We start from the raw sequence: 15,685 nt of genomic DNA on the forward strand, positions 1-15,685 counted from the left end.
AGTACGAGAGGACCGGAGTGGACGAACCTCTGGTGTTCCGGTTGTCACGCCAGTGGCATTGCCGGGTAGCTATGTTCGGAAAAGATAACCGCTGAAAGCATCTAAGCGGGAAACTTGCCTCAAGATGAGATCTCACTGGGACCTTGAGTCCCCTGAAGGGCCGTCGAAGACTACGACGTTGATAGGTTGGGTGTGTAAGCGCTGTGAGGCGTTGAGCTAACCAATACTAATTGCCCGTGAGGCTTGACCATATAACACCCAAGCAATTTGACTACTCGAAAGAGCATCAGATTGCGGTGTGTGAAGACGCAATGAACCGAAAGTTCGACGCTCACAAAACACCGAAAGCTGTCACATACCCAATTTGCTGAAGCGCGGCCAGCCGGCCACGACTCGGTACCCGAATTTCTTGACGACCATAGAGCATTGGAACCACCTGATCCCATCCCGAACTCAGCAGTGAAACGATGCATCGCCGATGGTAGTGTGGGGTTTCCCCATGTGAGAGTAGGTCATCGTCAAGATTGAATTCCGAAACCCCTGTCTGCTAACGCAGACAGGGGTTTTGTCGTTTCAGGTGTACTGAAAAGCCCATTGCGGAGCCTCTCCACAACGTGTTTTTCCACATTTTAGGCAAACAGTTTCAGCACATTGTTCATTGCATCATCGGCAAAGCCCTGCACGAAATCCTTGAAGCCCGGCAGCGCTTCGGTGCCTCCATGCGCCGGTTCGGCGATGATGGTCCAGGTGGCTCGGGACTTGCCCGCACCCAGTGGTTCAACGCTCATCGCTGCCCACAGATTGGCCACACCCAGGGTGTTGTAAATGGTGGTCCAGGTCATGTGCCTTGCCTGGTCGTCCCGGGAGTTGAGTTGCTCGACCACCAGATTGCCGTCCCTGAAAAACTTTTTACGTAGCGATGACACCCCATCACCGGTCATCTCGATGTGCGACAGCGCCGGAATGAAACGATCGAAGCCGGCAAAGTTACCGACTACGGCCCATACCTGCGCAGCGTCGGCGGGAACGTCCACCGAGGACGCCACGTGGCAGCCTTGAGGGTTTTTGATCAGGGTATCGGGTTGCAGAGTACTCATGGTTTTGCTCCGTTGGGGTTGAGTCAGATGAAGTTGATTTCTTTGAGGTAGTCGCAGCCGCGACGCAGCAGCGCCGGGGACTTTTTCGGGTAGTGCGCGCCCATTAGCCGAACACCGGCCTGGGCGTTGTCGTGACCGATCATCGAGATATCGCCGATGTCCTCCTCGAAGCCGTTGAGGTAGAACCCCAGTACGCCGAACAACGCGTTGTCGCTGTCGACCCGACCCAGTTGCTGCTGCCAGTCGGCGACGCTGACCATCGCGAAATCGCGCCCCGCCTCGCGGAAGGACGCCACGTAGTTGTCCCAGCTCAAGGGCTCGGGGTTGTGCAGGTTGAACACCGCTTGTTCCGGTTGATAACGACTGGCGTGGAAGGCGATGAATCGGGCGAGAAAGTCCACCGGCATCAGGTCGAAGTTCAAGGCAAATTCCGGCACCTGGCCAAGCTGGATCGAGCCCTTGAGCATTAGCATCAGGCGATTCTTGTGCGGCTGGCATACGCCTGTGAGGCTGTTGAAGCTGATGTTGCCGGGGCGGTAGAGATTGACCCGCACCCCAAGCTCCCGCGCCCGTTCGAGGATGCGCTCGCCGACCCATTTGGACAGGTTGTAGCCGTTCTTGATGTAGATCGGTGGCGTCGCTGCGGCCGGCAACTCGAGCACTCGGCCGTCGGCGGACATCGTGCTGGAGGCCGAGAGCGTCGAGACGAAGTTGAAGATTTTTTTGCTGCGCCCTTCGCACAGGCGCAAACATTCGAAAATCGGCTCGACGTTGTCCCGCGCCAGCGACTCGTAATCGAGGACGTGATTGACGTTGGCCGCGTTGTGCACCAGTGCGCCAAACTCTCGATCCAGTCGCTGGTATGCCTCGGGCGCCAAACCGAGTTGCGGTCGCGTGATGTCCGCCGCGTAAACCCTCACCCGGCTCATATCCAGATGCTCCAGACGGTTCTCCCGCAGCGCCTGGGCAAAGCGTTCATCCGCCGATTGCCCATTGCCGTCGCGAACCAGGCAGGCGACTTCGCTGGCCCCCCAGGCCAGCAACGCCTCGACGAGATGTACACCGACAAAACTGTTGGCGCCGGTGATGATCACCTTGTGCACATCGCCCATGCGGCTGATGGGCAACGGCTGAATATCCAGTTCACGGAAGGCATCGCGCAGGGCCTGTTCGCTCAGTACCTCTTCACTGCCGGAGCCGCGCACCAGCGTCGCCAGTTTGGTGATGGTGGGCAGTTCGATAAAGCGGTTGATCGAGATGCTGCGCCCGAATTCCTCGCGCAGTCGCAGGAGCATGCGCGATAGCAGGATCGAGTGCCCGCCCAGATTGAAGAAGCTTTCGTCGGTGGAAATGTCGCTCGCCGGCAGCTCCAGCAACTCGGCCCAGATTTCCAGCAGCAGGGCTTCATCGGCGTTGACGGGCAGGCGCCGTGAAGGGTTATCGGTGACGCTCACGGGCAGATCCAGCAACGCCTTGCGGTCGACCTTGCCATTGCTGGCGTACGGCATGCTTGTCAGCTCGGTCCATGCAACGGGGTTCATGTAGTCCGGCAGGTGCTGTGTCGCGTGGGCTTTCAACGCTTGGCGAGCGGTGCCGGGGAGGTCTTCCCGGGGTTGGGCAAGGAAGGCCAGAATCCGTCGCTGGCTATCGATGACCACGGCAACCTGGCGGTACAACTGGCTGTCGCGCAGGCAGCGCTCAATCTCTTCCGGCTCGACCCTGAAGCCGCGAATCTTCACCTGATTATCACGCCGACCGCAGAGTTCGATCCCTTCAGCCGTCCACTTCGCCATGTCCCCGGTGCGATAGACGCGCAGGGTCCGGCCGTCAGGCAAGTTCAGGTCCAGATAGCGCTCGGCGGTTTGCTGCGGGTTGTTCAGGTAACCCAGGCACACCCCCGGGCCGGCGATGTACAACTCACCGACGGTCTGTTCGGCCACCGGTTGAAAGTCATCATCGAGAATCAACACCTGGCTGTTGGCGATTGGGGCGCCCAGCGAGCGGTTGTTGTCGCCTGCCTGGAGTTTGCGCGCGGTAATCAGCACCGTGGCTTCGGTGGGCCCGTAGAGGTTGTAGAGCTTGCCCTGACGGCCCAGTTGCTCGATGACCCACGGCTCGCAGACATCGCCGCCGGTCATCACATGATCCAGGCACTGCAACTGCTCCAGAGGCAGGATGCTCAACAAGGCCGGCGGTAAAAAGGCGTGGGTCAGTTGTCGATGACGAATCAGTTCCACAAGTTGCAGCGGATCGCGGCGTTGGTCATCACCGGGCACGATCAGCTCGGCGCCTTGCAACAGGGTCGGGAAGATGTCGATCAGCGATGAGTCGAAACTCAACGAAGAAAACTGCAACACCCGGCTCTGGCCGGTCAGCTGCACATAGTCGGCGTACCAGTGTATGAAGTGCGCGAGGTTGGCCTGGCTGAGCAGAACACCCTTCGGATGGCCGGTGGTGCCCGAGGTGTAGAGCGCCATGCAGGGTGCATCGAGGTCGGGGCGTTGGCGCATCAACGGTTGAGTGAGGTCTGCGTCATGGACGTCGATGTGGCTGATATCCAGCCCCGGCATCTGGCTCGCCAGGGGATGCTCGCCGTCATGCAGCAACAATACCGCGCCAGCATTCGACAGAATGTACTGCTGACGTTGCAACGGATGGCTCGGCTCCAGCGGCAAGTACACCGCGCCGCTGCCCAGGATCGCCAGGATTCCCGCATACAGCGCATTGCATTTGGGCAGGCAGATCCCGATGACTACCGGGCCTTGATGCTGATCCAGCAGCGGTTGCAACCGTTGCTGGATGGCGCGGCTGTGGGCGTGCAATTGGCGATAGTCGAGGGTGTTGCCAGCGATGCTCAAGGCCGGATGGTCGGCGCTCTGGATGAATTGTTGTTCCAGCCTTTCGATCATCGACGTTTGCGCGAGTTGCTGCAGCCGTGGGTCGACGCTGCCATTGAGGCGATGCACGAACGCGAGGCTGTCCAGGAACCGCAGGATCTCGATGCGCTCGAAGCGGGCAGGTACGGCGGGTTCGGCGTGTCGAAAATAGTCGACATCCCGCGAGTAGCGGCTGACCAGCAACGCCACGTGGTCAACCAGAGCTGTCATGGCCTGCATACGCAACGCCTGGCCATTACCCGACGGTTCATCGGCAATGGGTACACGGGTCAGCAGCGTTGAGCCGTGGCAGCACAACACGTCCAGCGATGGCAGGCCGGACGCCTGCTGCCGGCCGAGACCCAATTGAATTGTCAGTCGTGGCGCATCCCCGATGTACTGAAACAGTGTGCCATCGTCGATCAGCAGGTCAGCCTGTCCAGGCATATCGTCGAGCGCGCAGATCCGCGTCAGTGAGTGACCGTGTTGTTCGAGTTCCAGCGCCAGGTTGGTCAGGGCCTGGCTTTGTCCGGTGAGCAAAATGTCGAGACGTCTCATGATGGGCTCCTCGTCAAACCAGATAGTCGCTGAGGGCGGTCTGTACGCACGGCGCATCGAGCAGCGAACTGCTGTGGAAAAACCGCACAATGTTGGCCACCAGGGGGTGATGGCGATTGATCGGAAAGGCCAGTGCCGACATTTCGTTCTTGAGTGCGCGCCGCGCCACATCGTTGATCTGCAGTGCGTCGATCAAGCGGAAGTCGAAGGATTTCTGGATGTCGTTGGTCAGGTAATGRCCAATGAACACCGGCAGGATCTGCGCGATGCACTGGCGGTCGCCTGCACTTGCGGTATGCCAGTAGATGCGTACCAGCCGCGCCCAAAAACCGGAGTGGCGCCCCTCGTCCAGCAGGTGATCGGCCATCAGGCCCTTGATCGATTGTTTGACCGTGTCGTCCTTGGCGAACGCGGCGACATCACCGGTCACCGTGTTTTCGGCGATGGCCACGCAAATGAGTTCTACAGCGCTGCGCAGGTGCTCCGGTGCCAGCGCCACGGCCGCCGGTATCGCCCGGCTCAGCTCGATCTCATCCGGCAACTCAATGGGGGTGATACCGGTCAACGCGATGGTTTGTTGCATGAAATCCATCGCCACCAGTGCGTGGTAATCCTCGTCCACCACAACCGTCATGGCGTCGTAGCGGCAGGCGAACGGGAACTCGAACGCGAAGCGATTCTTGGCGATGCTGCGGGCGGTTTTGTCGACGATCTCGGTTTCGAAAATCACCACATCGTTGATGAACTTGTAGAGCGTCTGTACCAGGGCGAAGTCGCGCTGTTCCGGGCATTCGCGCAGAAAGGTTTCGCTCAGCACCAAGGGTTGGCGGCTCAAGGGGTAGATCAGTTTGTCGTCGTTCTCCAGCACACGGCGCGGGCGTGTGCGGATGGTCGCGCGACTTTCCCAGGCGTCGGCGAAGGATTGGTAGTCGGCGGCGTTCATGCGCTCACCTCCGTGACGGATTCGTTCATGCTCAGGCGCAACCCGTCCCACAGGGCGATACGGCTTTCCACGGCAGCGATGGCGCTGGCGTACACGTCTTCCTGCCGTTGCGGGTCGCTATCGACCAGCCGCGACAGGAGCTTTTCCGCTGCCGGGCCGTGGTCCTCGGAGTCGACTTCAATGTGTCGCTCGAGGTAGTAACGGAAGGTCGGCGCCTGCTCGATGCCGATGCCCCAATCGTCGAGGATGCGCTGGAACATCCGCGGGATAACGCTCTCGCGGCCGTGCAGAAACGCCKCCGCCACACTGTGACCCGGCGCATGCAGTGCGGTGTGTAGCGTATGGCGAACGAAATTTGCGGCCGCCGGATCGACGTTGACGCTCTGCAAGGCCACGTCGTAGCTCACGCCTTCTTGCTGCAGGGTCACGAAGCGTTCGATGGCAACGGTGCAGGCGCCGACTTCGCGYATTGCATCCAGGTACAACTCGAAGTGGCTGTAATGACCTTGGGCCGGGCGGTCATCCGACTCCTCACCCAGCACGATCTCGTTGATCAACCGCGCTGCCTGGGGATCCTGTGGCGGCAACCAGGGCAGTTGCACGCAAGTCAGCTCCTGTTGCAGGCGCTTGGTCAGCGACATGAAGTCCCATACGGCAAACACGTGGGTTTCCATGAAGCGTCGCAGGACCGCAAGCGAATGTATTTCAGAGAAAATCGGATGTTCGCTAAGTTCGGTTTTTTTTTGAGTAAGACGTTCTTTAGTTGGTTTCATGGATGAGCCTGTAAGTGAGTTGAGGTGAGAAGTAATCAAGCACCGAAGTTCGCTTGAAGTTTTCTCCCGGCGAGCGGGTACCTCAATCGAATTGATCTTTTTCAGTGCTGTAGATGCCGAATAAACAAGGCGTCGCTGCCGCTTGTGGCTGGCAGCGAAGAAAAACTAATACACATATAAAGTGTCGATCAAGTTGTTTCGATATTATTTTAATATTTAACTTTTTGAAGGGTGATAAGTTCCAATAAAACTTTTTATATTGGTTTTATTTGGGCGTAGTTACTCCTTCCGGCCTATATAAGTCAGAATTGAATAAAGAGTGAATGCCTCACTCGAAGTAACTTTTTATCGGGCGTCGTTGAGGGTGTCTGAGGGGGTGGAAGCAGGTCGCGAGTGATGCCGATCCTTCCGTTCCCGTAATGAGGCTCCTTCCTTCGCTTCTTGGGGCGGGGGCTTACGCCATTCGCTCGGCGAGTCCCCCGTTTTATTGTGTCTTGGTTACCCAGAGTGGGCGCAAATCAAGGCGGCCGCCATTACTGAGGCATCACGCAATCGTTGCGATGGTCAGGTTTGAAGGTGGCAAGGCGTTGAGTTGCGGTATGGCGTCGCGAGGGTGGTGTGGTATGAGCGCAGGGGGTTTGTAATCAAATTATTCGCGGTGCACATTCGCAGGAATGTGCGGCAAGCGAGGCGAACCTTTCGGTGTGCCTCCCCGGACTTGCCGCTGCAGGTTACTTCGACGTGTTTTTGGTCTGTACTTCAGGGCTGTCGAGGTAGCGCGTAATGACCTCGACCCCTCGGCTCAGGTGATGTTCGAGCAGTTCCACCGAGCGTTCGACGTCCCGGTCTTCGGCGGCCCGCAACAGTGCCCGGTGGTCGTCCTGGGACAATTTGCCCAGGCCCATGGCTTCCAGGTTGAAACGCAGGAACCGCTCTTCTTCGATCAGGCCGTCTTCGACCAGTTTCAACAGCCGGCGATTGGGCGCCCGGCTGTAAAGTGCCATGTGGAACAGGCGATTGAGCCGTCCGATTTCGGTGTAGTCGCTTTGCGTTTCGAGTTCGTCGATGTAACGGGCAGCCTGTTCGAGATCTCCGTCCTGGAGCAGTGGCACCGAGAGACGCAGGGCTTCGGATTCCAGCAGGATGCGCAGCGCGTAGGTTTCCACGGCGTCGCCCTGGACCAGTGGCGCGACCACGGCGCCCTTGTGGGCAATCACGTTGAGCAACGATTGCGCTTCGAGCTGGCGCAAGGCCTCGCGTACTGGCATGCGGCTGACGCCAAACAGGTCGGCGAGGTCTTGCTGGCGCAGGGCCGCACCGCAAGGAATGCGCCCGTCGAGTATGGCCGCGCGCAGGGTTTCTTCGATCACCGAGCGTGCCAGATGTGCGGGAATTGGCCCGTTGACCTTGATACTGCTGAGAGGGTTGGGCTTTTGTGTCACTAAACGCACCCTGATTGATGGAATATTTTTGGATCCAAATGACACTAGTAACTGACTGACAGCTTGTCAAACAAGCTCACGAGTGCCTTTCCTGCAGTTTAGCGCGCGGCCAGTGATTGCACTGTGCCATTGTCTTTTTCCGGTCTAACCTTCACCATTCAAACGACTCCCTCCTGCCTATCCAGGATGCCTCGCATTGGCGGCAAGTTTAACGATCCCGCGGATTTTACGCTGGCTGTGCAGCGCATTGCTGCTGGCTGGCGTGATGCTGGGCAGCTTGAGCGCCGATTGGGATTTTTCCCTGATCAGCCGGCGGGCGCAGGCATTGTACGGACCTTTGGGAGAAGGTCAGCAGCGCATCGATGATTGGCAATACTTGCTGGCCAGCCAGAAGCAGCTCGGCGAGCTGGAACAACTCAATGTGGTCAACCGCTTCTTCAATAAACAACTGCGATACGTCGAAGACATCGACCTGTGGCACGAAGTCGATTACTGGGAAACCCCGATCGAAGCCCTCTGGAAAGGTGCCGGAGACTGTGAAGACTACGCTATTGCCAAGTACTTCAGCCTGCGTCACCTCGGTGTAGCCAGTGAAAAGCTGCGTATTACCTATGTCAAGGCACTGACCCAGAATCGCGCGCACATGGTGTTGACCTACTACTCGAGTCCGGAAGCCGAGCCCCTGGTGCTCGACAGCCTGATTGATGCAATCAAGCCGGCCAGCCAGCGAAAGGATTTGCTGCCGGTCTACTCTTTCAATGCGGAAGGGTTGTGGCTGCCGGGCGCCAAGGGCAATAAAAAGGTCGGCGATACCAAACGCCTTTCGCGTTGGCAGGATGTGCTGAAAAAAATGCAGGCCGAAGGATTCCCGGTCGAGACGACTAACTAGGAGCACACGCTCAGATGTCTTTGTTCAAACAGCTGTTGATTGCTATCTGTCTGTTCCTGGTGGTCGCCTTCACCGGCAGTTTCATGGTCAGTCTGGAGAGCTCGCGGACTCAGTACGTCAACCAGTTGCGCTCTCATGCCCAGGACGCCGCGACGGCGCTGGCACTTTCCCTGACACCGAATATCGACGACCCGGCGATGGTCGAGTTGCTGGTCAGCTCGATTTTCGACAGTGGTTACTACGCGAGCATCCGCGTGGTCGATCTTAAGACCGACCAGACCCTGGTTGAGCGCACGGGTATCCCGGCGGTGAACAATGTTCCGGACTGGTTCGTCAAACTGATCGGCCTGGAACCCGCCGGTGGTGATGCGATCGTCAGCCGCGGCTGGGAGCAGGCTGCCCGGGTCGAGGTGGTCAGCCACCCGATGTTCGCGCTGGCCAAGTTGTGGCAAAGCGCTTTGGGCAGCCTGGGCTGGTTGCTGTTATGTGGCGCGGTCAGTGCGGTACTCGGCGCGCTGTTGCTGCGTCAGCAATTGAGGCCGCTGGATTACATGGTCCAACAATCCTACGCCATCGCCCGGCGGGAATTCCTCAGCCTGCCGGAACTGCCGCGCACCCCCGAACTTCGCCGGGTCGTGCAGGCCATGAACCAGATGGTCGAGAAGCTCAAGGCGCTGTTCCAGGAGCAGGCCGAGCGCAGTGAAAAACTACGGGTCGAGTCCTATCAGGACTCATTGACCGGGTTGGCCAACCGACGTTATTTCGAGATGCAACTGTATGCGCGGGTGAGCAACCCGGAGCAGGCCAGTTCGGGTTACCTGCTGCTGTTGCGGGTCAAGGATCTGGCCGGTCTCAACCAGCGCCTCGGCGGCCAGCGCACCGATGAAGTGCTCAAGGCCGTCGGTGAGCAACTGTCTCGCGAGTGCGCCAAATATCCGGAAACCCAGAACCTGGTGACCCGTATCCGCGGTGGCGAATTTGCCGTGCTGGCGCCGGGACTGGTGCGTGAAGAGGCGCTGCAACTGGCACAGAACCTCGACAGTGCCTTGGCCAGTTTGCACGCTACCGGCGCCACCGATGTGGCTGCTGTGGCGTCTATCGGCCTGGCGCCCTTTGCTTACGGCGACTCGCCGCAAGCCGTGCTCAGCCTCGGCGATCAGGCGCTGGCGCAGGCCGAAGGCCAGGGCGAGCAGAACTGGGCCTGTATCGAGCACAGCCTCTCGGCCAGTGTCGGCGACGATCACCACGCCTGGCATCTGATGCTCGACCAGGCGCTGACACAGCGACGTTTCGAGCTGTATTTCCAACCGGTAGTCGCCGCCCAGGACACGCAACTGGTGCTGCACTACAAAGTACTGTCGCGACTGCTCGACGAACACGGCCAGACCATCCCCGCCGGGCGTTTTCTGCCTTGGCTGGAGCGCTTCGGCTGGACTGCGCGTCTGGATCGGCTGATGCTCGAGCGGGTGCTGGAACAAATGAGCGGGCATGAGGAGTCGCTGGCGCTGAATCTGTCGTCGGCGACCCTGGGCGACCCGCAGGCGCAAAACAAAATCTTCGAAATACTGCGTGCACACTCCAACCTGGGCCCGCGCCTGACCCTGGAGATCGGCGAAGAGCAACTGCCTGACCAGGCGGTGCTGGAACAGTTGACCCGGCGCCTGCGCGAACTCGGCTTCTCCCTGAGCCTGCAACGCTTTGGCGGACGCTTCAGCATGATCGGCAACCTGGCACGGCTGGGGCTGGCGTACCTGAAGATCGATGGCAGCTACATCCGGTCGATTGATCTGGAGAGTGACAAGCGCCTGTTCATTGAGGCGATCCAGCGAGCGGCGCACAGCATTGATTTGCCGCTGATTGCCGAGCGGGTCGAGACGCAAGGCGAGTTGTCGGTGATTCGCGAGATGGGGCTGTACGGTGTGCAGGGCCAGTTGTTCGGCGAGCCCAAGCCCTGGAACTAACTCTTTAGTGCCGGGTTGTCAGTGATGCCGTCATCGCGGGATTACCCGCGATGACGGCTGGAACAGTCACTGAAGATCAATGATCAGATCAACCCGCCTTCATCCTCATCGATCAACTGACTCAACCCACCCAACGCCTCACGCGCCTGGGTCCGGTCCATCAGTTTGGCCTGGGCCGCCATCGGCAGGTCGGTGACGCGGATCACGCCTTTCTGGGTCAGCACCTGAATCAAGTCATCGAGTACCCGGATCATTTCCAGGTCACTTTGCTTGAGCTGTTTGAGGCTGTTTTCCACAGCCGCATTGGCAAACCAGGCCTGGATTTCTTGATGGTCGGCCGGTAGCGTTTCCGTGGCCTCGGCGTAGGCGACGGGTTCCACGCGAACTAACAGGCCCTGCGCATCGCGTTGCACGTAAAACATTGAGCATCCCTCGGATTTGAGCCAGCATCGTGCTGTCAGCAGCATAGGCCAACTGCACGCCAGTATGTGGCGCGGTGACGAAATCGTCACCGGGCAGTGGGCGCAAACGTGACGGCCGCCCCATAAGGAGCGGCCGTTTTCATGCATCAGCTGTTGTTGTGATCGACCTTGATTGTCGGGTCGCTACCGGCAATCAGGTTGTGCAGGTTGGCGCTTGACCAGTTGTTGCCTTCCAGTTTGATCGTCACGTCCGGCGTGGCGGCGGCCGCATTGCCCGAGTTGAACTGGCCGGTCGAGCTGACTTGCAGCGACGACACGCCGTCGACCGTGGTGATCTTCAGGAAGTTGTCGATGGTGCTGCCGGTTTCGCCCTGCAACAGATCACGCAGGTCGATCCGGTCGCCTTCGCTGGCCTTGAAGTCCTTGATCACGTCGTTACCGGTATCGCCCGCTTTCCAGACGAAGGTGTCACCACCGGAACCACCGATCAGGATGTCGTTGCCCTGTCCGCCCATCAGCGTGTCGTTGCCGATGCCGCCGAGCAGGATGTCATTGCCCTTGCCGCCGTCGAGGGTGTCGTTACCGCCCGAGCCGAACAGAATGTCATTGCCCGCACCGCCGAGCAGGGTGTCGCTGCCGTCATGGGCGCCGGACACATCGAGCGCGGTGTAATGCTCGGTGATGTACTGGTGCACGTTGCTGGTGGTGACTTTGCTGACGTCCACGCCGGTTTGCTGCGCCACGAAGGCTTGCATCGCCTGGTAACCCTCGCCGGCAATGCCGTTGAAGCTCACCAGATCGCCGAACAGGAGGTCGTTGCCATCGCCACCGCTGACGGTGTCGTTACCCGGCATCGTCGCTTCGGTGTGGCCGATGATCGAGTTGGCCAGATTCTGCGGGTCGATGTTGGTTTGTGGCGTTTGATCCGAGTCGTACGGCTTCAGGTCGTTGAGCGTCACGTCCTTGTTCAGGCCGATGGCCTCGACGTTCGACAGGTTGCTCAGCAATGTGAAACTGCTGGTGGAGTTGCTGATGGTGTCCCCGTCGGTGCTACTGCCGTCGCCGTCACGACCCGAGAACTCGTAGGTGCCGTCGCCCTGGGCATGCAGATAGCCGAAGTCCTTGGATGACCAGTTATTGCCGTTCCCGTTCCCGTTCCCGTTGTTGCCATTGGTGTTCTTGGTCCAGACCGTCACGTAGCCCGAGGCGGAAATGTCGATCTGGTGCGTGCTGTCGGGGAACAGGCTGATCGCTTTACCCAACTGATAGTTGCTGGTAGTGATCAGGCTATCGAGTGTTGTGCTGCCATACAGGGTCGGGTTGGTCGACTCGCCGCTCTGGTAGTAAGTCGGCTTGCCGTCAGTAATGAAATACGTGAGGTTCTTCGCCCCGGTGTTGGCCACGGCGCCCGCACTCTGGAACCAGTTGGCCGTGGTTTTGAACACGTCCTCGTAGTTGGTGCCGCCGCCGGACGACATCGAATCCAGAGTCGCCTTCAACTGAGTCAGTGCATTGGAGTCATTGAGGTTCACCGACACCGACTTGTTGACCTGGGCATCGAAGTCCACCAGGAAGATGTTCACCGTACCCGAGTTACTGCCCAGGCTTTGCTTGAGGGTGTTGAACACCGACGTCAGCGAGTCCTTGGCCGAGTTGATCGACGAGGAACTCATACTGCCGGAACTGTCGACCATGAACGCGATGTTGTAGTTGGTGCCCGGCACCACGGTCAGGCCGCCGATGTCGGCGATCATGATGTCGTTGCCGTCGGTGCCAGTGACGGTGTCATTGGCCGCGGTGGCGGTGACGGCGTTATAGACCGCCGGGGACACGATCACGGGAATCTGCGAAGTGCTGCTGGCCGAACCACCCAGGGCCTCGGTGGAGGTCGAGGTCACGGTCAGGTCGAACAGGCCGTTGTAGTACGGTGGCGGAGTTACGGTCAGAGAGCCGAGGCTCCAGCCCGTCACGTTGGCCTCGCCATTGGTCGCGGTGACTGTGAAGGTATGTCCCGTGCCGTCGGTGAGCACCGAGCCGACCGGCATGCCGCTGATCTTCAGGCTCATGGCTTCCGAGCCGTCGGTGTCGGTCAGCGCGGTGGTGATGGCGGACAATTTCACACTGGTGCCTTCAGCGCCGGTATTGAGCTTGTAACCGTCGTAGTAGCCTTCGCCATTGGTGCCGTGCAAGTCGGACACGGTCACACCGGCATTCACCAGATCCGACACGCCGGTGTAAATCGGTACACCGGCACTGCTCAGGTCGATCGGCGTGCTGCCATTGACCGACAGGTTGACGTCATAGCTGCCCGGGCCACTCTGGTTGTGGTGGTAGATGTCCAGGGTGTAGTAGCCGCTAGTAGTCGGGGTGAACGARCCATTGAGGTTGCCACCCGCGCCCCATGTGGTCGCGGCTATGTTTTTGCCGCCGATGGTCACCAACAGGCTGTCATCACCGGTACCGTTGAAGGTGTAGGTCTTGCCGGCTTCGAGGTAGATCAGGCCGGAGGTTTTCGATGCCGTACCGGCGGTCACGCCACCGTCGGACTGCACGTTGGTCACGGTGCCTTTGGAATTTGCTGTGCCAGCGGCGTCGATCACGTTTTTCAGCGTGGTCGAGTCCGCGCCGTTGCCGCTGGTGCCCAGGCCCGAAAGACCGGTCCAGACTTCCTTGATCAACCCGGTGGACTTCACGCTGTTGTCGGCAACGCTCAGGGTCGGCGCATCCGCCACCGGGGTGATGTCGATCTTGATCGTGCCGGTGTTGCCCAGAGTCTGGCCGTCGGTTGGCTGGAACTTGATTTGTGTGTAGTCGGCCTGGTTGTTGCCCAGGCCGGTACCGCCATACCCGTCTACACCCGACTCGTTGGCATCCGGCGTGAAGCGCAGTTTGCCAGCGTCGATATCAGCCTTGCTGAAGGTCTGGTTGGTGGCGACATCTTTCCAGGTCGAACCGTCCAGGTACTGCAGTTTGCCCTCGCCCGGCAGCTGGGTGATTTTCACGCCCAGGCTGACGGCCGGACTGTCGACGTCGCTGACGCCGAAGGTCGACCAGCCGAGGATCAGCGGTGTGTCTTCGGTGCCGGTGACGTTGACTGGTGCTGCAACCGGCGCGTCATTGACCGCCACCACGTTGACCGTAGTGGTCGCGGTGTTGGAGTAGTTGCTGCCATCGGTCACCGTCACGGTGATGGTGCGCGGCACGGTGCTCGGGTCTTCACTGTTGTTGGTGAAGGTGATGTTCTTGATCTGCTGCGTGTAGTCGGCCAGCGTCGCGTTGCCCGACAGCGTCAGCGTGACTGAGCCATTGGTGCTGTTGGCATTGATGGTGATGCCATTGACGCTGTTGCCCAGGTTCAGTGCATCGCCGTCCTGACGGTTGGTCAGCACGATGGTCGCGCCGGTCAGCAGAGTGCTGTCCGGGTCGGTGATGCTCAGATCGGTATCGCCGATCGACACGCCCGCACCTGGGGTGTTCTCGGTGAACGTCACCTTGTAATCGGCCCCGGTGGCACCGCTGGAGTTGTTGGCGTCGAGGTTCAGCACTGGCGGTGCATCGTTGTCGATGATCGAAGTGCTGACGCTGCCATTGGACGCGCTGATCGCCAGGCTCTCGAAGTTGCCGCCGGTGGCCGAGTCGATCTTGACCACGAAGTTTTCGGTGCCTTCGGTGATTTTGTCGTCGATGGTCGCGACGTTGAAGCTGGCACTGCTGGCGCCCGCCGGGATCTTCACGGTGTACACACCGGTGAAGTCAGAACCGTCGGCGGCGGTGCCGCTGTAGACGACTTTCAGCGTCACTTCGGTCTGGGCCGGGTGAGTCAGGCTGACGGTGTAACTGGCGGTCTGGCCTTCGGTCACCGAGGTGCTGCCGCTGATGCTGACAGTGGTGGTGTCCTGGAAGTCACTGACGCTGGTCGACACTGGCGTCTTGTCCGTGCCGAGGGCTTCCAGGTTGCCGCCGCTGGCGGTCTTGATTGATTCAGTAACGGTTGGCGCGCCAGTGTAGACGTCGTTGCCCACGGTAATCGGCAGAGTGCCTGAACTTTGGCCGACGGCGATGGTGATCACCTTGCCGCTGTCCAGAGTCACGGTCACCGGCGTGTCGTGTGCAGTGACCGGGGCGCCATTTTTGTCGGTGATGGTCGCGGTGTACGTGATCGTGCCGTTCTCGCTTACCGATGGAGTTGCAGTCAGCTTCACGGTGGTGGCGTCGTTGACATCGGTAACCGTGGTGCTGACCGGGGTCTTGATCGGGTTGATCGCTTCGAGGTTGCCACCGGCCGCTTCCTTGATGGATTCGGTGACCGTGGTTGGCCCTTGGTAGACGTCGTTGCCCACGCTCACCGGCAAGGTGCCGGCGCTCTGGCCGACGGCAATGGTGATGACCTTGCCGCTGTCTAGCGTCACGGTGACCGGACCGTTCTGCGCGGTGACCGGGGCGCCGTTCTTGTCGGTCAGGGTCGCGGTGTAGGTGATGGTGCCGTTCTCATCCACGCTCGGGGTGGCGCTCAGGGTTACCGTGGTGGTGTCGTTGACGTCATTGACCGTGGTGCTCACCGGCGTTTTCACCGGGCTGATCGCTTCGAGGTTGCCACCCACCGCGTCCTTGATGGATTCGGTCACCGTGGTCGGCCCTTGGTACACGTCGTTGCCCACGCTCACTGGCAAGGAGCCGGCGCCCTGGCCTTCGGCGATGGTGATGACCTTGCCGCTGTCCAGCGT

General features: G+C 59.8%; 8 protein-coding genes, 2 rRNA genes and 1 pseudogene. 4 read left to right on the forward strand and 7 right to left on the reverse strand.

Annotation, left to right across the window (positions count from 1 at the left end):
* Nucleotides 1–251: ribosomal RNA gene (locus AC1DRN_RS28545) — 23S ribosomal RNA — on the forward strand; the annotation flags it as partial.
* 157 nt (nucleotides 252–408) lie between these two features.
* Nucleotides 409–524 (forward strand): 5S ribosomal RNA (rrf, locus tag AC1DRN_RS28550).
* Between the two features lie 105 nt (nucleotides 525–629).
* Here rrf and AC1DRN_RS28555 read toward each other — a convergent pair.
* From AC1DRN_RS28555 to AC1DRN_RS28575, 5 genes are all read right to left on the reverse strand, one after another.
* Nucleotides 630–1,097, reverse strand: coding sequence for an SRPBCC family protein (locus AC1DRN_RS28555; RefSeq protein ID WP_223463867.1), 468 nt, complete (start codon nucleotides 1,095–1,097; stop codon nucleotides 630–632).
* A gap of 23 nt (nucleotides 1,098–1,120) precedes the next feature.
* Nucleotides 1,121–4,531, reverse strand: a complete 3,411-nt coding sequence (locus AC1DRN_RS28560; protein WP_223463868.1) for a non-ribosomal peptide synthetase — start codon at nucleotides 4,529–4,531, stop codon at nucleotides 1,121–1,123.
* A 13-nt stretch (nucleotides 4,532–4,544) separates the two neighbouring features.
* Nucleotides 4,545–5,474: a diiron oxygenase gene (locus AC1DRN_RS28565; RefSeq protein WP_223463869.1), complete on the reverse strand. Its 930-nt coding sequence runs from the start codon at nucleotides 5,472–5,474 to the stop codon at nucleotides 4,545–4,547.
* Nucleotides 5,471–6,247 carry a DUF3050 domain-containing protein gene (locus AC1DRN_RS28570; protein ID WP_477786871.1) on the reverse strand — a complete coding sequence of 259 codons (777 nt, stop codon included), beginning with the start codon at nucleotides 6,245–6,247 and terminating at the stop codon, nucleotides 5,471–5,473. The genes AC1DRN_RS28565 and AC1DRN_RS28570 overlap by 4 nt, the downstream gene beginning before the upstream one ends.
* 731 nt (nucleotides 6,248–6,978) lie before the next feature.
* Entirely contained in the window at nucleotides 6,979–7,689 is a 711-nt protein-coding gene (locus tag AC1DRN_RS28575; protein ID WP_223463871.1) for a GntR family transcriptional regulator, read from the reverse strand.
* Nucleotides 7,690–7,885: 196 nt separating this feature from the next.
* Here AC1DRN_RS28575 and lapG point away from each other — a divergent pair, with 196 nt between their 5' ends.
* Together lapG and lapD are read left to right on the forward strand one after the other, a co-directional pair.
* Nucleotides 7,886–8,578, forward strand: coding sequence for a cysteine protease LapG (lapG, locus tag AC1DRN_RS28580; protein WP_223463872.1), 693 nt, complete (start codon nucleotides 7,886–7,888; stop codon nucleotides 8,576–8,578).
* Nucleotides 8,579–8,592: 14 nt separating this feature from the next.
* A complete protein-coding gene (lapD, locus tag AC1DRN_RS28585) occupies nucleotides 8,593–10,539 on the forward strand; it encodes a cyclic di-GMP receptor LapD (protein ID WP_223463873.1) in 1,947 nt (648 codons plus the stop codon).
* A gap of 83 nt (nucleotides 10,540–10,622) precedes the next feature.
* On the opposite strand, the gene AC1DRN_RS28590 is transcribed toward lapD, so the two are convergent.
* Complete coding sequence (locus AC1DRN_RS28590) at nucleotides 10,623–10,961, reverse strand: tryptophan synthase subunit beta (protein ID WP_223463874.1); 339 nt, start codon at nucleotides 10,959–10,961, stop codon at nucleotides 10,623–10,625.
* A 146-nt stretch (nucleotides 10,962–11,107) separates the two neighbouring features.
* Nucleotides 11,108–15,685: pseudogene (locus AC1DRN_RS28595) on the reverse strand (LapA family giant adhesin); the annotation flags it as partial.

It is taken from the genome of Pseudomonas sp. P5_B3 (assembly GCF_056400405.1).

Excerpts from the sequence above, each read along its gene's own strand:
- AC1DRN_RS28555 (WP_223463867.1), bottom strand. The coding sequence starts at position 1,097 with ATGAGTACTCTGCAACCCGATACCCTGATCAAAAACCCTCAAGGCTGC.
- AC1DRN_RS28560 (WP_223463868.1), bottom strand. The coding sequence starts at position 4,531 with ATGAGACGTCTCGACATTTTGCTCACCGGACAAAGCCAGGCCCTGACC.
- lapD (WP_223463873.1), top strand. The coding sequence starts at position 8,593 with ATGTCTTTGTTCAAACAGCTGTTGATTGCTATCTGTCTGTTCCTGGTG.
- AC1DRN_RS28590 (WP_223463874.1), bottom strand. The coding sequence starts at position 10,961 with ATGTTTTACGTGCAACGCGATGCGCAGGGCCTGTTAGTTCGCGTGGAA.